Here is a 19,638-nt window from a genome sequence, read left to right on the forward strand (position 1 = left end):
TCGACGTTATCGTGATGGTCTGCGGTTCACGATGCTACGGGACGCCCGCTCAGACTGGGTGAGCGGAAGATCCTTTACACCAGCTATAGGCCCCGAGGCTGATGGCTTGCCGAATTTATAGGGCCGGCCTCTCCGGCTGCCAAAAATTGCAGCTGAAATTATTCAGGCCTCCGCCGTAGGGACTAAGCCTCACCGCGAACACCTCAGGCACAGCATCACCGTCACCGCCATCGCGGAAGAACTCTCTCACAGAGAAGAGCGCCTGAGCTTTCAAGCGCTCCCATTCTCGGAGCAGGCAATCTTCGAGATCTCTTGCTACCTGGGCCGCGCTGGGTTTGCGTTTGGACTGCGGCAGGGTACAGCTGGGCTGAGGGGAAAAATCGTAGACGAAAGTTACTTGCCCGTGCTTCCAATCCGAGGCCTGGGAGGCCCGCCAGCGGAACGGCACTCGCACAGATAGCCGCTTGCTGAGGTGGAAAGGCGGCATGATCTGGTCATCAATGAAAAACAGCTTCCCCTCTTGGCGCTCAGTTTCGAGCCGCCCTTTCATTTGCTGCACAGCGTGAATGAGGTCACTGCCGGCATGCAGCGCATCCTGGCGAGTGCGCTCGCGCTTCGCATGGACCTTAGCCTTGCTGTACTCAGCAATCGCTTGTTGGAAACCATGGAGCTTGGTAGCTACGTAGGGCCCACAGTTACTGAGGCCAAGGCCATGAATCGGGCCAACGCGCTCTTCATCTAGGCACTTGTGTACTGCTGCCCAAAGCACCGCCTCGTCGACGTCGCTAATCGCAGTTTGCTGATCACTGGGCAAGTTAATGTACGACATAACCAAAACTATCCTTGTGTAATGCTGGCCTGGCTACACCTCAGCTCAGTCCCTGGCAAGCCTTCGTCCCCGTCTATGGGAGATTAATAGCCCCATGGCGATAGAAGGAAGCTCTTGAAGTTACGGGCGATGCTGTCACAAATGCTCAAATAGGAGCAATGCCCGCAGTGCCGGCCTCTGGAGGCAGACAATCACTTGCTGCAAAACGAATCACGGGGGCTGCCACTGTTAAACAAGCAGTGAAACTGGAGCGGCATTACTGATGGCTACCGTAAATCGCTTGGAAGCGACTCATCAGCCTTTTGCCTGGTGGCGCTCGCACGGTGGCCACCGTGAAGTTCATCAATGCTGCGGCGGGTATTAACGAGGTGGAGTTACAGTGGTGACCGCATCAACATTCTCGGCACCGATGTTCCGGTTAACAGCAAGGCTTATATCGCTGACATCCAGATCACCGGAACGGCGCCGGACTTGCCTCATTACGACGTGGATGTTTAGGGCGCGCTAGAACAAAGGTAACCACCGTTTTCTCCTAATAGAATCCGCCCTTGTTGCGAGCAAGAAGGGAAAGAATTCATACATGTAGGGAATGGTTGGTAGCCTTGGGCGACTTTTTTGGTCTTGTTGATGTGCAGCCTCTATTTCGTGCGCTGTCATGCTTATATCATGGTGCGCTTCATATACCGGCTTAAGTAGTTTGATTAGCCTCCAAACCATATATGGAGCACTCTTTGCGGTGCGGCGAAACCTTAGCGTTACGTCGTAATAGGTCATGGGATGGCCTTCGAAATCTCTTTCGTAGGTGTAGCCCGCCATCATGTTTTGTTCTGGCTCATAGAATAGTTTGTTGGCGTCTTTGCACATTTTTGAAAACGAATATTCATCCTCTAGTACTCGCATGGCTAAGCCATACCAGCGGGCTAAAGGACTTTCTTTTGCTGCGGGGGTGCTTACCATTGACAGGTTGTAATATCGGGCCTGATTAGCGAAGTCTGTTAGGAACTCAAGAAGCTCAAAGTCTACGCTTTCGCTTTCTGGACTTATATATTTTTCGAGAGAATGCTTGTTGGCTATTTTGATTGTGTGTCCATATAGTTTGTTTATTTTGTGGCCGAAGTCAGCTTTTAGTTGCGCATCTGTTAGCGGCTTAAAATCGTTTTCGATCATGTGACTGGTAATTACTGCAAGTTTTAATATTCTTTCAATGCCAATTGAAAGGTGAAAAAACGCAGAGTAGAAATGCCCATAAGCGTCGTCTGAAAAATTTGCCTTTAATAGATGGTCAAACCCCGAGAGTAGAGAACTTTTTACTAAATACCCCTCTTGTTGAAGGTGCCCAAATGTTTGGCTGAATCGAAAGTCCATATTCTAGTTACCTGCTCTAGTGAGAGGGGTATTAGTACACTTAATTTTTATAAATAAACAACCCGCTATGACTTCGATTGCTCGAAGCGGCTATCCAGAGCATGGCTCAGAACGGAGTTGTACTTAGCGGAATTGAACAGATCGACCAATGCTTTTACGCGCAGTCGTGGTGGTGTCGATTCGAATAATTTTTCGACAGCCGTAAATCGACAATGTTGAGGGCCAGCAGGGGGGAGCGGCAACTCCGCCCCTGAGCCATGACGAGCTCCCTTGGCGCGCCGTGCTTGACGAGCGAAATTCATGAGCCTTCCATGTAGGCTCAAATTACTTAACTCGTCTTCCGCTCATGCCCGTCGGCGGTGCGGCTTCTATACGGGATCGAGGAGATTGAGCGTAATGCCAAGCATTGCCGCCAAATGAAGACGGATCGAGTCAAGAAGCGCTTGATCGGTAATGGCGCCGATTAGTTCTGCGCCACGCGCGACAGGATCCAGCCCGCGCATCTGAGTGAGGATGGCAGTCCCATGTGCGTTGCAGTCGTTTTGGGTCGGGTCAACCTGGGGAAATAGACGCATTATCGAGCCAGTCCCACTCGTGAGCGGCACTACTACAACCGTCCGGCTTACCGAGTTAAGTTGCTCCTCGGTTAGAACAATAGCGGGTCTTGTTTTCTGCGTTTCGGACCCTACGGTAGGGTCAAGGGCGACGCGAATAATGTCGCCCGGCTTAAGAGTTTTGCGGGTTGTTTCGGTAATCTGAGTCATCATTGTCAAGGACCTCTGCGCCAAATGCGCCTGGGATTAAGTCTTCCTCGACGTCCTGGAAATCAGCAAGCAACCAAGCTAGCGAAATCTCTCGCTTCCCTCGTCGTTGAGCCTCCAATGGTCGAATTGTTAGTGCGCCGTTTCTAACGGCTAGATCTATTTCTGTTCCTATCGCAAGTTTCACCTCCTTGAGCATCACGGAAGGGATCACAACGCCAGCGCTGTTACCGACCTTTCTGATTTGCGTAATCATTGTTTGTGGACCTCTGTAATTTTCATGCCCTTGTATGGGTCATGGGTGGAGACGCCCCACCAGGCGTGCCCTTCCTTCAGGGCTGGGTAATGTGACGCACGCAACTGCTTTTAAGGTTGCGTGGGCACAATGTAATACATTTTCAGACGTATTACAATGTACCCACGATCCCGGTTCCAAATAGGGGCTTTTGGAGGGGGCAGACTTGACGGGAGGGAGGGGACGGCGAGCGTCAACAACTAGGAGCTGGGGAAAAGCGGAGGAATACGCCATCCACGACTTCGAGGGCTTCGACGGCTACCGCCTCGGTGAATACGAGGGTCTTGAGAGCGCCCAAGAGATCGCCTGCTTTATCGAGGAGAACCCCGAGCTCGGCGGCGCCCCGCTCGATCACTTCAACGACCTGGAGCAGGCGCGCAAGGCGGATGCAAGGGTGCGAACACACGATGATCAGCCTGGAGCAAACACGCTGTGCTGCCAGTTGATTGAGACCGTTGTGGTCTTACGGTTTTGCCCAAATCCGTCGATTCGTATCCACGGATTTACGGACTTGTGGGGAAGTGGATTTACGCTTTTACGGATTTACAGAAATCCGTCCATGCGGTTTTCAGATTTTGTGTAGAGCCGTAGAACCGCACCTTGGGAGACTGCAGCCACACACGCCATGTGCCAGCTGTTGGGCGAGACTGCGAGACGCGAACTCGCACACATCCTCGTGAGCCAAGCATTTCTCAATCCAGTCGCCGTTGAAGCCCACCTCATTGAGCAGCGTGGAACCAGTCCGGCGCAGGTCGTGGACGGTGAACGGTTCTAACGGCAGGCCTGCATCCTTCGCACGGGAGGCGATGAGCTGAGTGATACGGTTCAGGGTGGCGTGCGACATACAGCGGTAGATGTCATAGCGTGAGGGCAACACATACCGGGAACCAGCCGCACAGGTGTGCAGCGCCACGAAGATGTCTAGGGCCTGGCGCGACAGGTAGACAACGTGTGGGTTACGCCCCTTCATTCGCTCCCTAGAGATCGTCCAAGTGGCGTTCTCGAAGTCCACCTCGCTCCAGGTTGCCTCGATCAGCTCGCTCTTGCGAACCAAGGTCAGCAGCACCAGCCGCAAGGCCAGCTTGATCGTGGGATACGCGGCGATGGACTCCAGTTGATGGAAGGCCAGCCGAATTTCGGTCGGGCTCAGTGCCCGATCCTTCGGCACGAAAGTGGCGATGGAGGACGCCTTAACATCGTCAGCCGGATTCTCGACTTTCTCACCATGCAGGATCGCGAACGCATAGACCTGTTTCACGATGTCGCGAATATGGACGGCAGTTGCAGGCGCCCCTCGAGCCTTCACCTTGGCACACAGGGCTCGCAGATCATCAGGGGTGATTTCGGTCAGCAACCGATTCTCGAAGACCGGCAGGATGTCGCGATCGATGATGCTTTTTCGCATCGCGCGCGTGCTGTCGGCCATGCGTGCGCCGGCCAACCACTTCGTCAGCGTTTCACCGAAATTCTTGGCAGCGTTCAAGCGCCGCTTAGCACGCTGCTTCTCCAGGGAGGGAGACTTGCCCAGAGCGACCATGCGCTTGGCATCGAACAGCTTCTCGCGAGCCATGGCCAGGGAAATGCCAGTTGGTCCATAGCGCCCGATAGTCAGCGTTTCTCGGCGTCCATTGAGACGGTAGTCATAGCGAAAGGTGACGGTACCGGTAGGCGATACCGTCACGTACATACCATCGCGGTCGGAGACCTTGTACAGCTTGGATTTGGGCTTGAGATTGCGCAGTTTGGTATCAGTAAGCATCGAGGTTTTTACTCCTGTTCATGACGGCTTTTACCGTCAAGGGTCAGGAGACCTGTTGATGCCGGGAAAGCCGCACGGGGCAAGCTTTCCCTAGGAGCGATTTACCGTCAAAGACCGGTTTTGACCGGATAGTAAACAGAACGGTCTTAATCCGACCGCTGTTTACTACCGTCCCCGCTACCGCCAATCCGTTCTGCTAATCGGCGATAGGCCTCGATAACAATTGCAACTAATTTTCTTTTAAATCAACACCTTGCAATTGGCTATCGATACATCTCAATGGCCCCAGAAGGACCAGACATCACTCCCACTCAATGGTTGCCGGCGGCTTGCTCGACACGTCGTAGGTGACGCGTGAGATGCCTTCGATCTCATTGATGATGCGGTTGCTGACTTTTTCCAGCAACTCGTAAGGCAGGTGTGCCCAACGCGCGGTCATGAAGTCGATGGTTTCAACAGCCCGCAATGCCACAACCCAGGCGTAACGACGGCCATCACCGACCACGCCAACCGATTTGACCGGCTGGAATACCACGAACGCCTGACTGGTCTTGTGGTACCAGTCGAAGTTACGCAGTTCTTCAATGAAGATGTGATCCGCACGACGCAGCAGGTCGGCGTATTCCTTTTTCACTTCACCGAGGATGCGTACGCCAAGGCCCGGGCCTGGGAATGGGTGGCGGTACACCATGTCGAACGGCAGGCCCAGCTCAAGGCCGATCTTGCGCACTTCGTCTTTGAACAGTTCGCGCAGTGGTTCAACCAGCTTAAGGTTCATTTCCTCTGGCAGGCCGCCAACGTTGTGATGCGACTTGATCACGTGTGCCTTGCCGGTTTTGGCTCCGGCAGACTCGATCACGTCCGGGTAAATAGTGCCCTGAGCAAGGAACTGGATGTTTTCCAGCTTCGAGGCTTGCGCATCGAATACGTCGATAAAGGTGCGACCGATGATTTTGCGTTTCTTCTCTGGGTCTGCTTCGCCAGCCAGATTGTCGAGGAATTGCTTTTCAGCATTGGCGCGGATCACTTTAACGCCCATGTTTTCAGCAAACATGGCCATCACTTGCTCACCTTCGTGCAAACGCAGCAGGCCGTTATCAACAAACACGCAGGTCAGTTGATCGCCAATCGCTTTGTGCAGCAGGGCTGCTACAACCGAAGAGTCAACGCCGCCAGACAGGCCGAGCAACACATTGGCATCACCGACTTGCTGACGCACCTGAGCAATGGCGTCATCAACGATATTCGATGGTGTCCACAGCGCTTCACAGCCAGCAATATCAAGCACGAAGCGCGAAAGGATACGACCGCCCTGCTTGGTGTGCGTCACTTCTGGGTGGAACTGCACGCCATAGTAGCCGCGCGCATCGTCGAACATACCGGCAATCGGGCAGCTCGGCGTGCTTGCCAGAATACTGAAGCCTTCAGGCATGGTGGTCACTTTATCGCCGTGGCTCATCCATACATCGAGGCCGAACACACCGTCATCATCGATGTGGTCTTCGATACCGTCGAGCAGACGTCCTTTGCCGACTACATCAACCCGCGCATAACCAAACTCACGGATATCAGAACCGAGCACTTTGCCGCCCATCTGCTCTGCCATGGTTTGCATGCCGTAGCAAATGCCCAGAACCGGAACGCCCAGCTCAAAAACAGCTTGCGGTGCGCGCGGGCTGTCAAGCTCGTGAACCGACTCAGGACCACCGGCGAGAATGATACCGCGTGGCGCGAATGCGCGAATTTCGTCATCGCTCATGTCGAACGGATGCAGTTCGCAATAAACCCCGATCTCACGCACACGACGGGCGATCAACTGAGTGTACTGGGAGCCAAAATCCAGAATAAGGATGCGATGGGCGTGAATATCAGGATGAGCCATAGCCGTCTCTCGTAGCGGAATCCACAAATGACAAGGGCTGAGTAAACAGCCCCGTACTTTTTAACCTATATAAAAATCCTTTTGCCGCGTTGCGAGCGCAGAGCAGGCAAGGCGGAGTAAGGTGAGAAAGCGGAGTTTGCTGGTGCAAATGAGCATTTCAAACCTTAACTCCAACGCAGCCTGCGCAAGCGCAGTAGCGTCAAAAGGATTTTTTAGCCGACGCGGTAGTTCGGCGCCTCCTTGGTGATCTGCACGTCATGCACGTGCGACTCAGCCATACCGGCGCCGGTGATGCGGACAAACTCAGGCTTGGTGCGCATGTCTTCAACTGTTGCACAACCGGTGTAGCCCATCGATGCACGCAGGCCACCCATCAACTGGTGAACGATTGCCGACATCGAGCCTTTGTAAGGCACGCGACCTTCAATACCTTCCGGCACCAACTTCTCAGCACCTGCCGAGGAATCCTGGAAATAACGGTCGGACGAGCCTTGCGCCTGCGACATAGCGCCCAGCGAGCCCATGCCACGGTACGCCTTGTACGAACGGCCTTGGAACAATTCAACTTCGCCCGGAGCTTCTTCAGTACCGGCGAGCATCGAACCGATCATCACGCAGGATGCGCCAGCAACGATGGCTTTGGACAAGTCACCCGAGAAGCGAATGCCGCCGTCAGCAATCAACGGTACGCCAGTGCCTTCAAGGGCTGCTGCAACGTTAGCCACTGCTGAGATTTGCGGCACGCCAACACCTGCAACGATACGCGTGGTGCAGATCGAGCCTGGGCCGATACCGACTTTAACGGCGTCAGCGCCCGCTTCAACCAGCGCCTTGGCCGCAGCGCCCGTGGCGATGTTGCCACCGATTACCTGGATTTCCGGGAAGTTCTGCTTGACCCAACGCACTCGCTCAATCACACCTTTGGAGTGACCGTGAGCGGTATCGACGATGATCACATCAACCCCGGCAGCTGCCAGCGCCGTTACACGATCACCGGTTTCCGGGCCAGTACCGACTGCCGCGCCAACACGCAGACGCGCTTGGTCGTCTTTGCTGGCCAGCGGGTATGCCTTGGCTTTCTCGATGTCCTTAACCGTCATCATGCCCTTCAGTTGGAAGGCATCATTGACGATCAGGACTTTCTCGATGCGGTGCTTGTGCAGCAAATCGCGCACAACGTCTTTGTCTGCGCCTTCTTTAACCGTGACCAGACGCTCTTTTGGCGTCATCACTTCATGGACTTTTGCGTCCATACGGGTTTCGAAGCGCACATCACGGGAAGTGACGATGCCGACCAGATCACCGTTAGACAGCACAGGCACACCGGAGATGTTGTTCTGGCGCGTCAGCTCGAACAGGTCACGAACCGTGGCATCAGCCTCGATGGTGATCGGGTCTTTGACCACACCTGCTTCGAACTTCTTGACCTTGCGCACTTCGGCAGCTTGCTGCTCGATGGTCATGTTCTTGTGGATGATGCCGATGCCGCCTTCTTGGGCCATGGCAATTGCCAAACGCGCCTCAGTAACAGTGTCCATCGCAGCTGAAAGCAAAGGAATGTTCAGCTCGATACCACGAGTCAGGCGAGTCTTGAGGCTGACGTCCTTCGGCAGAACATCGGAATAACCGGGAATAAGTAAAACGTCGTCGAAGGTAAGAGCTTCTTGACTAATACGCAGCATGGCGGGGGCTCCCAGACGGGAAAATAGGAAGCGCGCCATTATACCCAGCAGCGGCCCTCCACTCAATGCAAACAAGCAAAGGAACCCATGAAAAGCTAAAAAACAATTGTGCTGGCCGATATTGAGGCAGCCCCTGTTGCGGCCTCAAGGGGTGAACAATCCGAATCAAGGGCTCATATACATCGAGCAAAGCCCTGCGCAACCCAGTCTCGCTCGCACCTCTGCCTCACTGGCTCGACCTTCTGAGCAAGCGCTGGTTTTTACTGACGCACCTCATCTTTCCCTGCTCCACGGAATATAAAAGCTTTGCTGGGTTGGTGTTTGAGTTTCAAAAACACATATAATAATGATTCTCAATACCACCAAAGAATTAGCCTCCAATGCACTTGTTTCGCATCAGCAAAATTACCGCTCTTGCTGCACTCACGCTTAGCCCTCTTACAGCCAAAGCTGACACGGCACTCGAATTACCGGGCCAGCAAGTCACCGCGCAGCAGCAAGCCCGCTCATACACCAGCGACACCGCCAGCACTGCAAGTAAAAGCGCAGTGCCGATCATGCAAGAAGCCCAAGCGGTACAAGTGGTGACCGAACAGGTGATCAAGGATTTCCAGGTCAATAGCCTGGATGATGCGATGAACTTTGTCAGCGGCATCACCCAAAGCAATACGCTGGCGGGCAGTCAGGATGGTTTTGTTAAACGTGGTTTTGGCAGCAATGCCGACGGCTCGATTTTACGCGACGGTATTCGCTCCAGCTTATCGCGCAACTTCAGCGCCACCACCGAGCGGGTCGAGGTGCTCAAAGGCCCTGCCTCACTGCTGTACGGCGCGCTTGAGCCCGGCGGCCTGATCAACGTCATCAGCAAACAGCCTGAATATGTCTGGAGCAGCCAAATCAGTGGCGAAACCTCCAGCTTTGGCGGTGGTAACGCGATGATCGATGTTACCGGCCCTTTAGCGGATAGCGGCTTGGCTTTTCGTTTTATCGCCGAGCGCCAGCATGAAGATTACTGGCGTAACTCGGGCGAGGATGAGCATACACTTATCGCCCCGTCTGTCAGTTGGACCGGCAATGACCTGTCGTTGAGCCTGGCATACGAGCACAAAGAGTATTCGACGCCACTTGATCGCGGGACGGTGATTGTCAACGGCAAACCTGCTCATGTCGATTACAACAAACGCTTTAGTGAATCCTGGTCGAAGGCCGAAGGCACTGATGAACTGGTCACGGCCAAAGCCGAATATCAGATCAACCCAAGTTGGCTAACCCGGTTGACCTACGGTTGGAATCGCGAGCAATACGATTACAACGAAGCGCGCCCGGCATCACTGAACGAAAGCACCGGCGATCTAACCCGCCGCGCCGACGGCAGCGAGCACGACAACCAGACTCAATACCTTGGGTGGGACTGGATTGGTCAGTCGCAACTATTTAACCAACAACACGACGTGCTGATCGGTGCTGACACTGAACGCGTTGATAACTTTCGTGGCGACACCTATCGCGGCCGCAATAGCACTGGCTTCAACATCTATAACCCGCAATACGGCAACCTCGACGAGCCGTCTTTGATCAGCCAGACACAAAGCGATCGCAGCGATGAACTGCACTCACAATCGGTTTACTTCAAGGACAACTGGCACCTGAATGATCAATGGATTGCGGTGCTCGGTGGTCGCTATCAGCGTTTCGACCAATATGCAGATCAAGGTCGTGGCAACGAATACGTAAAAACCACTGATCGCACCGACAATACCTTCTTGCCCTTCGCCGGACTGGTTTACCAACTCAACCAAAACGTCTCACTGTACGGTAACTACAGCCGCTCGTTCGTACCCAACTCATCCGATGCCGACACCGGTGAGTCATTTGACCCGGAAGAAGGCCGTAGCTATGAGTTGGGGGTAAACCTTGATCTCAACAGCGGACTGACCGCCAGCGTTGCAATGTTTGACATCGAAAAGGAAAACGTCGTGGTCAGCAATAACGGCCGCTCCGAAGCCGCTGGCAAAGTTGGCTCACGCGGCATTGAAGTAGACATCAACGGACGCATCGCCGACCGCTGGGACCTGCTTGGCACCTACGCCTACACCGATACAGAGATCAAAGACGACCCGGCCAACAAGGGTAACGAACTGGTCAATGCGGCAAAAAACGTCGCCAGCCTGTATCTCTCCCATGATCTCGATATCAACCCTGAAACGGGCAACTGGCGTATTGGTGGTGGTGCCCGCTATGTAGGTGAACGTGCAGGCGACAACAGCAACTCATTCTGGCTCGACAGTTACACCGTTGCCGATGCATTTATCGCTTGGGACAGCACGTTGCTGGGAGATAAAACCCTGCTACAGCTGAACGTGCGCAACCTGTTCGATCAAGAGTACTACCCATCGAGCGGCGGCAACCTTCGGGTCAACGTGGGTGAGCCGCGTGAAGTTCGCCTGCAAGCGAGTGTCGATTTCTAAACGTAAACAGCGCGCTTGGCCCCATGCCAGCGCGCAAAACCCTTATGATTCAGCGCTGTACATGATCAGTTCGCTGGAACATTTGAATGTTGTCTACCGTTAAACGCTACAAACTCCTGTTATCCGGAGCGCTGGGCCGTTATTTCCCGCGCACCAGCGCCTATTTACGCGCTGAAGAAGGCCAGCTGCTGCGCCACCCTTCAGGCGTCACAGGTAAAAAACCGCACTCTAAAAAAGTGCTCAAAGCACGTAAAGCCACAGCTAAAACAGCGCGCAAACCTGCTGGTAATCGCCCGAAAAAAACCGTTGAGGGTATATACGGCCCTGCGCCGCTGCCGATTGCCGAGCAACAGATCCAAGCCATGCGCGAGCAAGTGAGCAAGGCAGTCAGCGCGGGCGTAGTCAGCCAGCCTTCTGATGAACAGTGGGCAATGATTCTCAGCACCGCGCCGCTAACCCGTGTATTTGCAGGCGCGGGCTCAGGCAAGTCGAGCACCCTGTTGCTGCGCGTGGTGTTTATGTTGTGTCACTTGCAGATCAAGCCCGAGCAACTCACGGTGATCTCATTCACCAGCGCCTCCTGCGAACAATTGCGCAAGCAACTGCTTGATCTGCTGAGTTTCTGGCAATACCCCTTTGACCCGAGTCAGGCGCGCCAATGCGTGCGCACCTTCCACTCGGCAATGGGTTCGCTGGCAACAGATTTGCTGGGCAAGCCAAGTTGGTTCGAGCAACTTAACGACAAAACCGCCAACCCCAGCGAGCTGGATAACCCGTTAACCGCATCACGCTTGGGCGCCGCCCAGCAACGTCTCCTGAAGCAGGCCTATCAAACCTGTTACAGCGCAGAGTACGAATTCCGCCAGCAGGTTCACCAACTATTGAACTTGCCAGCCCCGCCTCCAGTGCCAGACAACGCAAAAGCCAAACCGGCAGGCAAAGCGCCGCTGGATACTTACAAGCTAAAAGGCGAGTTCAGCCCGGCGCCCTTGTTTGAAGCTTTTTATGCACAGATTAACTTTATCCAATGCATCGGCATTCGCATCGCTGAGCTGGACCCGGCAAAGCTGCAATGCAGCGCGGGCGAGCGTCTGTTCATTCAAGCATTGGTGACATTCAACGGTTACTTTGAGGCCGTGTTGAAAGATCAAGGTTTGATCACCTTTAACCTGGCGTTTGAGCAGCTTACACAGCTGTTCAATAGCAACACGGGTTCGTCCACCCAATCAACACTGGAGCCGTTCAAGCATTTGTTGATTGATGAGTTCCAGGACATTTCACCGCAAATCGTGGCGTGGCTACAGGCTGTTCAGCATAGTCTGGCCAAGCAAAAGCAAACAGTTAGCTTGATGGCCATTGGTGATGACTGGCAATCAATCTATGCCTGGCGCGGCAGCTCGCCAGAACTGTTTATGAACTTCGATAAACACTTCCCCAGCAAAGGCAAATCAAAGAAAAGCAGCGTGCTGATGATGACCACCAACTACCGCTCGATTGAGCCGATCATTGGCGCTGGCGAACAGGTGTTGACGGGTGTCGAACTGAAGCAGAATAAGACCAGCAAGGCGTTCAGAACCACGCAGCCCGGTGAGCACGGGGTCAAGGTCATCAGCCGTTTTGATATCAACCAGCGTTTACCAGAGCTGCTCGAACAAATCAGCGAGCAATGCAGTTACGCAACCGAGCAGAACAAACCTGAAAAAACCGCTGTTTTGCTGTTGAGCCGGGCGAATCACACGCTGAAAACCATACAAGCTCAGCTCGATAAAAAACTGCCGGTAAAGGGCTACACCATTCACCGAGCCAAAGGCCTGCAAGCGCAAGTTGCAATCATTGTCGACGACTGCAAAGCACCTGAAAGCTATCCGCTACGCAACGCGTTGTACGCCTACTCTGGTTACTTTGTGAACAGCTATGACCAAGCCATGCGCGATGAAAGCCTGCGCCTCGGCTACGTCGCAATAACTCGCGGCGTGAGCCGGGTATTCTGGTACACGCAAAAAGTCCAGGGCGCCACTCAACTACTGGCGGCTAGCGGTTAAGGATCCTCTGAAAAACTACTGCGCTAGATATTACTGCGTTAAAAAACTGCTCAAAATACTCATTTAGGCCAACTAAGTCGAGCGCGACCCCGGTCGCTTTTTCGCACTTTTTTGCCTTGTACTATCGTCGCTCGCTACCTTTTTCAGAGGTTCCGTAAGCGCTCGGCGAGTTCGCAGAAAAACTCAACGTACTGCTGATGACCGCCGCTGAAAATCACATCTAGGCGCAACGGGTCAGCAGGATCGCTAATGCCTTCCAATGCAGGCCATGGCGCAAGTGTTGGCTCTATTTTACGCCGCTGCAATAATTCAGCATCGACCCCGGGGCGGCGCACTTCACCCGCACTGCTGTCGATATAGACGACTTTGTTATCGATCCCGAACGCTTCGCCCAAAGCCTGCACCAGATGCAGAAAGCCGCGATCACTGCCACCGCGTAAAATCTCCGCAGAATCTGGCTGCACACTGGAGCTGACGGTATCCCCTACTCCAACAATGCGTGGCATTAGTGTCGGGTCAAACTTAGCGCGCGCCAACTTGAGCAACTCAGCCTGTGAGTGCGGCGCTTGGCGTGCATTGAAATCTTGGCCAAGCGGGTAATGCCCCGTCTGGGTAAAGTAATAATTATTGAGCAGCACCAGCAGCCCAACTTCCTTGATCGCACCGGTGAGCATGAACTGAAAGTCGGTGGTGCCCGCATTGTTTTCCGCACCGAACTTGAGCCGTTCATGCCCTTGCACATCACGCCCGGAGTTGGGTGCGTAATGGGTAAAGAAGCTCGCCCCCAACCCCTGCTCAGCTGCCTGCCTGTGTAGGTCTGTCATAAAGGTGGAGATATCGTGTTGTAACTGTCTGTAGATATTCGGTTGAGTCTTGAAGTGCTGGTACAGGACATTGATATTCAGTGTTGGCGAAACCCGATTATCCAGCACAGCCGAGGACGCCAGCTCAGTTATCAGCTGCGTATCAAGGTGATACGGCTCGCTCGACAGCAACGTCCGCAAATAAGCTTCAGACATAGCCGGTACTTGCTGCAAAAAATGCAACTCGGCTTCACTGATCCCCGGATGCGATACGCTGGCAAAGCGATCCTGAAACTGCACGCCACCGGCGGCCAGTCCTGGCAGATACAATCCGCGCTCACGCGCTTGCATGGCATCGCCCACACTCTTTGCGACAATGCTATTCACGCCCCGCATGCCAATGTGCTCGCCGTTGGTCAACACATAAAAGCGTCCGGCCAATCGCGCGGCAGCTTCGATGTAATCACGCGCTATTACTCGCGTCAGCGGGTCACGGACCAGGCCCATACAAACGCCGTCAAGATCTTGGACAATCAACAAACGCTCGGTTGCGGACAGCGAGTTGAGCAATTCGGTGGAGTCGAGGGAATACCCTGTTTGATAATCAACCATCGTTCTATCTTACGTGCTGAGTCCTGCAGCGCCAAACCAGCACCCCACACGCAATGTCCATTGGAGAGCAACACAACCGAGGCAACAATTGATTTATTCGCTTATTTTCAGGGTTATGGACTAACTTTACCTAGGCAATCCGCTAAGCAACCGCTGAACCGCACTCAAGACGCTCTGAATACGCTTGAGTGCGCCATGGAAGAAATTAAATATTTATTCGCAATGCATAAACTGCGCTTTGGAGAGTTCGATGTTCAAGTTTCTTAAAACGACTGCACTTGGTGGGGTTTTGTTTATTTTGCCGCTGATCCTGATCGGCGTGCTGATCGAAAAAGCGGTGAATATTTTGCGCGGCCCGATCAGTAAGATGATGCCCGTATTCGATCACCATAGCGTCGCAGGTGTCACTGCACTAACCTTAGTCGCACTTTTAGCCTTGCTGCTGCTGTGTTTTCTCGCCGGGCTGTTGGCCAAAACCAAACTCGCAAAACGTATTCGCGACTCACTTGAAGAAAAACTGCTCGACAATGTGCCAGGCTATCGCCTGATTAAAGACACCATGGCGCGCATGGCCGGTGTTGAAGAAGAGGTCAACGCCAAAGTCGGCCTGTATGTTGATGGCGATATCGTGCAGTTCTGCTTGATTGTCGAAAGCAGCAGCGATTGGACCTCAGTATTCATTCCTGATGGTGGTTCTTCGGGCCTAACGGCCGGTGGAGTACAAATCGTTCCGTCTGAACATGTTCACCTGACCGAACTGGCTTGGTTTGATGTGCTGAAATGCCTCAAACGCAGCGGCCATGGCAGCTTGACCCTAGCTGAACCGTGGTTGCCAAAGCCCCCGCAAGAACCAGTCTGATCAACTGTTGCACTTGGTTATCAAAGGTCGACCTGCACCACTCGCACCGCATAACCTAAACGCTCAGCGAATTCATCAACAAACGTCTGCTTGAACACTGCATCCGCCCAGTTATTGAAGATGAAACCCAAATTTGAAAACCCGCACGGCTGAAGGTAGAGGAAGCCATTGATATCGTCTTCATGGCGGCATTCGGGGCATATGAAGTTATCAGTGTGCCCCGGCATCCAGTTTTCAAGACTGTCGAACAATGCCTCACCGATCTCCTGCCTGCACTCGGGGCAACCGGCTTCTTCTTTAAAATTTTTCTGCGGAGTAAAGATGCAGCGCCGGGTGACAATCTCCAAACCATTAACCGGCTGCTCAAACGGCAACAGTTCCGGGTGTTCCACAACGCGCCGTGCACCGGGTGCAATGCCGTACGCCATCTTTTTGAACGTGCGTCCGCAGGTGGTCATTTGCTCTTCAATAATCTTTTGCTGCACCAACCAACGCACAATCAAACGCGCCCGTCCCTCATGGCCCGGAAAGCTGGATATTTGCGGAACAATGATGGCTTGTTGGTCGTTCATTTAACGCGCCCTGCTCAGGTTTTCGGTAAGTAAAAGTCGCGCAGCTTAATCGCGCCAGTATCAGGGTCAAGACAATCTGCCGGTGGCGGTCTATGGCGCAACCCTTAAAGTCTTTATCATGCGCTCATGATTAAAGATCCGTTCCAGCGTTTGGGCCTCGACCGCGAGGTGCTGAGCGTCAGCCAACTCAATAACCGTGCACGTCTGCTGCTTGAGGACGTGTTCGGCGGCATTTGGGTTGAAGGTGAAATCTCCAACCTGGCCAAGCCAGCCTCGGGCCACATCTACTTTACTCTTAAAGATCGTCAGGCTCAGGTGCGTTGCGCGCTGTTTCGTCAGAGCGCGGCCCGGGTTCGCCAAGAATTGCGCGATGGTTTAGCGGTAAAAGTGCGTGGCAAGGTTTCGCTGTTTGAAGGGCGTGGCGACTATCAGCTAATTCTCGATACCGTAGAGCCAGCCGGTGATGGTGCTTTACGCGCGGCATTCGAAGCCCTCAAAGAAAAACTCAGTAGCGAGGGTTTATTTGCAGCCGAGCGAAAAGTCGCCCTGCCCAGCCACCCCAAGCGCATTGGCATCATCAGCTCACCGACTGGCGCGGTGATTCGCGACATTATCAGCGTGTTCAAGCGCCGCGCACCGCAGGTTGAACTGGTACTGATCCCGACCGCAGTGCAGGGCCGCGAAGCTACCGGGCAAATCGTTCGCGCCTTGCAGCTTGCCGATAAGCAGCAGTTCGACGCCCTGATTCTGGCGCGTGGTGGCGGCTCGCTGGAAGACCTCTGGTGTTTTAACGCAGAGGTTGTAGCGCGGGCGATTGATGCCTGCAGCACCCCGCTGGTCAGCGCAGTCGGTCACGAAACAGACGTCTCGATCAGTGACTTTGTCGCCGACGTTCGGGCGCCTACGCCCTCTGCTGCCGCCGAGTTACTCGCCCCCGACAGCTCGGAGCTGGTGCAACGGCTGAGCAACCTGCATCGCCGCTTGGTGCTGCGCCTGCAAAGCCGTCTGGAGCGCGAACGACTGCGTCTTGAGAATGTCAGCCGACGCTTGCGCCATCCCGGCGAGCGCCTGCGCCAACAGGCGCAACAACTGGATGATCTGGAAATGCGCATGCAACGTGCATTTCAGCAACAGCTCAACAGTCGCAAAGATCGACTGGCGTATTTGGACAAACGGCTGATTTCCCAACATCCGGGGCGCAGCCTGCAACTTCTGCGGCAACGCCTCGACAGCTTTGCTGAGCGCCTGCCCAGAGCCATCAACGATGCGCTCAGACAACGTCGCGTGCAGTTGCAGAGCCAGATGAAAACCCTCAACGCCGTCAGCCCCCTTGAAACGCTTGGCCGTGGCTACAGTATTTTGCTCGATGAGAATAATCGGGTGATTCGCAAAGCCGTAGACACCCAGCCGGGCCAACGCCTGAAAGCCAGGCTGGGCGAAGGTGAACTGGCTATCCGCGTAGAAGACAATCACATCACCCCAACCACTTTGTCGCTGCTGGATTGACGACAATGCGGATTAACCAACGCGCGCTGGCTTATTTGAATGAGGTCATTCACCACCGCTCGTTGCGCCGCGCCGCCCAACATCTGAATATTGATCCCTCAGCAATAAGCCGGCAGATATCCGCGTTGGAGCTGGAACTGGATACGCGTTTGCTCGAACGAACAGCGCAAGGAGTCAGTCCAACCGAAGCTGGAGAAATGCTGGTTGCTCATTACCGCCAGCAACAGGCCAACGACCGAGGCGTTCTCTCTCGACTGTCTGACTTACGCGGGCTGCGCCAAGGCCACGTACGCATCGCGGTGGGTGAAGGTTTTATTGCGGACTTGATATCCCAGCCTCTGCAGAGCTTTATCCTTAGCCACCCAGGCATCGACTTAGAGGTGAGCATGGCCGGTGCGAATGAAGCGATTGGCTTGGTCAAAGAGGATGCCGTCGATTTTGCACTGGTTTATGCGCCTGCAGAAGATGATTCACTGCATGTGCATGTCGATACGCTGCAACCTCTTGACCTGATAACCCCGCCCGATCACCCACTGGCGCAGTCAACATCGCCCATCAGCATGGCAGCATTGCGCAACGAATCTCTTGCCTTGATTCATAACAGCACGGGCATGGGGCAATTGGCTGTGATCGTTGCTCAACTTGAGCATCTACAACTGCGGCCCAAGTTGCGCACCAACTCAGTTGCGGTGCTGGTCAACTTCGTCAAATCAGGCATTGGCGTGGCGTTTATGCCAGAACTGACCGTAAGCACTGAATTACAGTCTGGCAGCATTCGCCGCTGCACCCTGGCTAATCGTGCGTTGCGGGACGCCCGCGCACGAATTGTCAGCCACAAGGGCCGTGAGCTAACCGTCGCCAGCCAAGCATGCCTTGAGCATTTACGCGACGGCATGCGTTTTTTCAACGACCACGCCCCAAGTATTCTCGATAAAAGATAGCGCCTTCTCCGAAAGGCTTCAGGCGCGCGGACAGTGTTGCATTTAATGCATCACTAAGAGACTTGAATAGTCAACACGACAACAGCTAAATTATTTTTAGGGAAGCTAAGCACTTGCTCTACAAAATAATAATCTCGTCTTTATCTCGAACTCGCTCTGCCACAAGGAAAATAATATGCATTCGATTCTGCGTAATAACGTCGCTCGTCGTTTCACCGCTGGGCTGCTATTCACGGCAATTTCACTGGCTGGAGCCGTTGCCCAGGCTGCAACAGAGATCAACCTGAGTTACAACGGCGCCGCTGACAGCGAGAAAAACCCTGTCCACCTGTTCGCCACCAACCTTAAACGTCTTGCTGAAGAAAAAAGTGCAGGCGATCTCACCATCAAGCTGTACCCAAACAGCATGCTTGGCGAAGAAGAACAGCGCATGGAACAGGTCATCAGCTCACCCGGTTTGAACATCGCATCGTTTGCCGGTATTGCACCGCTGTTTCCTGAAATCTATGTCAGCGCCATCCCGTTCATGTTCAAGGATGCCAGCGCCGCGCATAAATTCTTTGATCAAGGCGAATACTGGAAAGCCTCCAAAGCTGAGTTCAAAGAACGCACAGGCACACAACTGCTAGCGGTTGTTGAGGAAGGCGGATTCATCAACTTCACCAACAATAAAAAACCAATCAAATCACCTGACGACTTTGCTGGTTTGCGCTTTCGCGCAATGGACCCGAGCCAAGTTGCGCTGTATGAATCATTCGGCGCATCCGGCACACCAATTCCATGGACCGAACTGTACATGGGCCTGCGCACTGGCGTAGCGGATGGTCAGATGAACCCGGCGTCGTACATCATCATGGGCAGCCTGTATCAGGTGCAGAAATACCTGACACTGGCCAATATTCAGTACTCCGACCAATTCCTGGTAGCCAACGGCGACATGCTCGATTCGTTGTCAGAAAAAGACCGCGCGGCGCTGGTCGCAGCCAGTGAAGAGGCCACTCGTCTTAACCGTGAAGCGATTGCCAAGCAGGAAGACACTGACCTGGCATTTCTTAAAGCTCAAGGCATGGAAATTATCCAGCCTGATGATAAAGACCTCGCCGCCTTCCAAAGCAAAGGCCAGCCGGCTTATCTCGCTTGGCTGAAAGAGCAAAACATCGATGCCAAGTGGATCGATATGGCGCTCAAGGATACCGGCCTCAATCACGCTCAGTAAAACAGGTCGCCAGCGCCCAGCCTATCCGGGCGCTGGTTCCTAAGGA

The 19,638-nt window shown here is 54.0% G+C and carries 16 protein-coding genes; 7 read left to right on the forward strand and 9 right to left on the reverse strand.

Features of this window, described 5'->3' with window-relative positions; genetic code table 11:
- Window positions 1-115: 115 nt before the first annotated feature.
- From ACN0UH_RS06145 to ACN0UH_RS06160, 4 genes are all read right to left on the reverse strand, one after another.
- Window positions 116-829 (reverse strand): hypothetical protein, encoded by a 714-nt coding sequence (locus tag ACN0UH_RS06145; protein WP_417661233.1) that lies wholly within the window; start codon window positions 827-829, stop codon window positions 116-118.
- A 504-nt stretch (window positions 830-1,333) separates the two neighbouring features.
- The gene (locus ACN0UH_RS06150; RefSeq protein ID WP_417661234.1) at window positions 1,334-2,194 is read right to left on the reverse strand and encodes a hypothetical protein; all 861 of its coding nucleotides are present in this window, start codon (window positions 2,192-2,194) and stop codon (window positions 1,334-1,336) included.
- Window positions 2,195-2,562: 368 nt separating this feature from the next.
- Entirely contained in the window at window positions 2,563-2,961 is a 399-nt protein-coding gene (locus ACN0UH_RS06155) for a type II toxin-antitoxin system PemK/MazF family toxin (protein ID WP_417661235.1), read from the reverse strand.
- On the reverse strand, window positions 2,921-3,211 hold the full coding sequence (locus ACN0UH_RS06160) for an AbrB/MazE/SpoVT family DNA-binding domain-containing protein (RefSeq protein ID WP_417661236.1): 291 nt from the start codon (window positions 3,209-3,211) through the stop codon (window positions 2,921-2,923). The genes ACN0UH_RS06155 and ACN0UH_RS06160 overlap by 41 nt, the downstream gene beginning before the upstream one ends.
- A gap of 205 nt (window positions 3,212-3,416) precedes the next feature.
- Between ACN0UH_RS06160 and ACN0UH_RS06165 the strand changes: the two genes are divergently transcribed.
- The gene (locus ACN0UH_RS06165; protein ID WP_417661450.1) at window positions 3,417-3,833 is read left to right on the forward strand and encodes an antirestriction protein ArdA; all 417 of its coding nucleotides are present in this window, start codon (window positions 3,417-3,419) and stop codon (window positions 3,831-3,833) included.
- On the opposite strand, the gene ACN0UH_RS06170 is transcribed toward ACN0UH_RS06165, so the two are convergent.
- The 3 genes from ACN0UH_RS06170 to guaB form a co-directional block, all read right to left on the reverse strand.
- On the reverse strand, window positions 3,819-5,009 hold the full coding sequence (locus ACN0UH_RS06170) for a tyrosine-type recombinase/integrase (protein ID WP_417661237.1): 1,191 nt from the start codon (window positions 5,007-5,009) through the stop codon (window positions 3,819-3,821). The genes ACN0UH_RS06165 and ACN0UH_RS06170 overlap by 15 nt on opposite strands.
- A gap of 301 nt (window positions 5,010-5,310) precedes the next feature.
- A complete protein-coding gene (guaA, locus tag ACN0UH_RS06175; protein ID WP_417661238.1) occupies window positions 5,311-6,891 on the reverse strand; it encodes a glutamine-hydrolyzing GMP synthase in 1,581 nt (526 codons plus the stop codon).
- A gap of 212 nt (window positions 6,892-7,103) precedes the next feature.
- The gene (guaB, locus tag ACN0UH_RS06180; RefSeq protein WP_087516069.1) at window positions 7,104-8,573 is read right to left on the reverse strand and encodes an IMP dehydrogenase; all 1,470 of its coding nucleotides are present in this window, start codon (window positions 8,571-8,573) and stop codon (window positions 7,104-7,106) included.
- 380 nt (window positions 8,574-8,953) lie between these two features.
- Here guaB and ACN0UH_RS06185 point away from each other — a divergent pair, with 380 nt between their 5' ends.
- Together ACN0UH_RS06185 and ACN0UH_RS06190 are read left to right on the forward strand one after the other, a co-directional pair.
- Window positions 8,954-11,041: a TonB-dependent siderophore receptor gene (locus ACN0UH_RS06185; protein WP_417661239.1), complete on the forward strand. Its 2,088-nt coding sequence runs from the start codon at window positions 8,954-8,956 to the stop codon at window positions 11,039-11,041.
- Between the two features lie 86 nt (window positions 11,042-11,127).
- On the forward strand, window positions 11,128-13,083 hold the full coding sequence (locus ACN0UH_RS06190) for a UvrD-helicase domain-containing protein (RefSeq protein ID WP_417661240.1): 1,956 nt from the start codon (window positions 11,128-11,130) through the stop codon (window positions 13,081-13,083).
- 143 nt (window positions 13,084-13,226) lie between these two features.
- Here the strand turns inward: ACN0UH_RS06190 and stpA are convergent, their stop codons facing one another.
- Window positions 13,227-14,498 (reverse strand): glucosylglycerol 3-phosphatase, encoded by a 1,272-nt coding sequence (gene stpA, locus ACN0UH_RS06195; protein WP_417661241.1) that lies wholly within the window; start codon window positions 14,496-14,498, stop codon window positions 13,227-13,229.
- Window positions 14,499-14,748: 250 nt separating this feature from the next.
- On the opposite strand from stpA, the gene ACN0UH_RS06200 reads away from it, so the two are divergent.
- On the forward strand, window positions 14,749-15,357 hold the full coding sequence (locus tag ACN0UH_RS06200; RefSeq protein WP_417661242.1) for a hypothetical protein: 609 nt from the start codon (window positions 14,749-14,751) through the stop codon (window positions 15,355-15,357).
- 20 nt (window positions 15,358-15,377) lie between these two features.
- Here the strand turns inward: ACN0UH_RS06200 and ACN0UH_RS06205 are convergent, their stop codons facing one another.
- Window positions 15,378-15,929, reverse strand: a complete 552-nt coding sequence (locus tag ACN0UH_RS06205; protein WP_417661243.1) for a sugar ABC transporter ATPase — start codon at window positions 15,927-15,929, stop codon at window positions 15,378-15,380.
- A 126-nt stretch (window positions 15,930-16,055) separates the two neighbouring features.
- Here ACN0UH_RS06205 and xseA point away from each other — a divergent pair, with 126 nt between their 5' ends.
- From xseA to dctP, 3 genes are all read left to right on the forward strand, one after another.
- The gene (gene xseA, locus ACN0UH_RS06210) at window positions 16,056-17,435 is read left to right on the forward strand and encodes an exodeoxyribonuclease VII large subunit (RefSeq protein ID WP_417661244.1); all 1,380 of its coding nucleotides are present in this window, start codon (window positions 16,056-16,058) and stop codon (window positions 17,433-17,435) included.
- Window positions 17,436-17,440: 5 nt separating this feature from the next.
- Window positions 17,441-18,376: a LysR family transcriptional regulator gene (locus ACN0UH_RS06215; RefSeq protein WP_417661245.1), complete on the forward strand. Its 936-nt coding sequence runs from the start codon at window positions 17,441-17,443 to the stop codon at window positions 18,374-18,376.
- A 175-nt stretch (window positions 18,377-18,551) separates the two neighbouring features.
- Window positions 18,552-19,592, forward strand: a complete 1,041-nt coding sequence (dctP, locus tag ACN0UH_RS06220) for a TRAP transporter substrate-binding protein DctP (protein WP_417661246.1) — start codon at window positions 18,552-18,554, stop codon at window positions 19,590-19,592.
- Window positions 19,593-19,638: the final 46 nt, after the last annotated feature.

Source organism: Pseudomonas sp., assembly GCF_048265905.1.
GTDB lineage: Bacteria > Pseudomonadota > Gammaproteobacteria > Pseudomonadales > Pseudomonadaceae > Aquipseudomonas.

Excerpts from the sequence above, each read along its gene's own strand:
- ACN0UH_RS06200 (WP_417661242.1), top strand. The coding sequence starts at position 14,749 with ATGTTCAAGTTTCTTAAAACGACTGCACTTGGTGGGGTTTTGTTTATT.
- stpA (WP_417661241.1), bottom strand. The coding sequence starts at position 14,498 with ATGGTTGATTATCAAACAGGGTATTCCCTCGACTCCACCGAATTGCTC.
- dctP (WP_417661246.1), top strand. The coding sequence starts at position 18,552 with ATGCATTCGATTCTGCGTAATAACGTCGCTCGTCGTTTCACCGCTGGG.
- ACN0UH_RS06160 (WP_417661236.1), bottom strand. The coding sequence starts at position 3,211 with ATGATTACGCAAATCAGAAAGGTCGGTAACAGCGCTGGCGTTGTGATC.
- ACN0UH_RS06155 (WP_417661235.1), bottom strand. The coding sequence starts at position 2,961 with ATGATGACTCAGATTACCGAAACAACCCGCAAAACTCTTAAGCCGGGC.
- guaA (WP_417661238.1), bottom strand. The coding sequence starts at position 6,891 with ATGGCTCATCCTGATATTCACGCCCATCGCATCCTTATTCTGGATTTT.
- ACN0UH_RS06215 (WP_417661245.1), top strand. The coding sequence starts at position 17,441 with ATGCGGATTAACCAACGCGCGCTGGCTTATTTGAATGAGGTCATTCAC.
- xseA (WP_417661244.1), top strand. The coding sequence starts at position 16,056 with ATGATTAAAGATCCGTTCCAGCGTTTGGGCCTCGACCGCGAGGTGCTG.
- ACN0UH_RS06190 (WP_417661240.1), top strand. The coding sequence starts at position 11,128 with ATGTTGTCTACCGTTAAACGCTACAAACTCCTGTTATCCGGAGCGCTG.
- ACN0UH_RS06150 (WP_417661234.1), bottom strand. The coding sequence starts at position 2,194 with ATGGACTTTCGATTCAGCCAAACATTTGGGCACCTTCAACAAGAGGGG.
- ACN0UH_RS06205 (WP_417661243.1), bottom strand. The coding sequence starts at position 15,929 with ATGAACGACCAACAAGCCATCATTGTTCCGCAAATATCCAGCTTTCCG.
- ACN0UH_RS06145 (WP_417661233.1), bottom strand. The coding sequence starts at position 829 with ATGTCGTACATTAACTTGCCCAGTGATCAGCAAACTGCGATTAGCGAC.
- guaB (WP_087516069.1), bottom strand. The coding sequence starts at position 8,573 with ATGCTGCGTATTAGTCAAGAAGCTCTTACCTTCGACGACGTTTTACTT.
- ACN0UH_RS06185 (WP_417661239.1), top strand. The coding sequence starts at position 8,954 with ATGCACTTGTTTCGCATCAGCAAAATTACCGCTCTTGCTGCACTCACG.
- ACN0UH_RS06170 (WP_417661237.1), bottom strand. The coding sequence starts at position 5,009 with ATGCTTACTGATACCAAACTGCGCAATCTCAAGCCCAAATCCAAGCTG.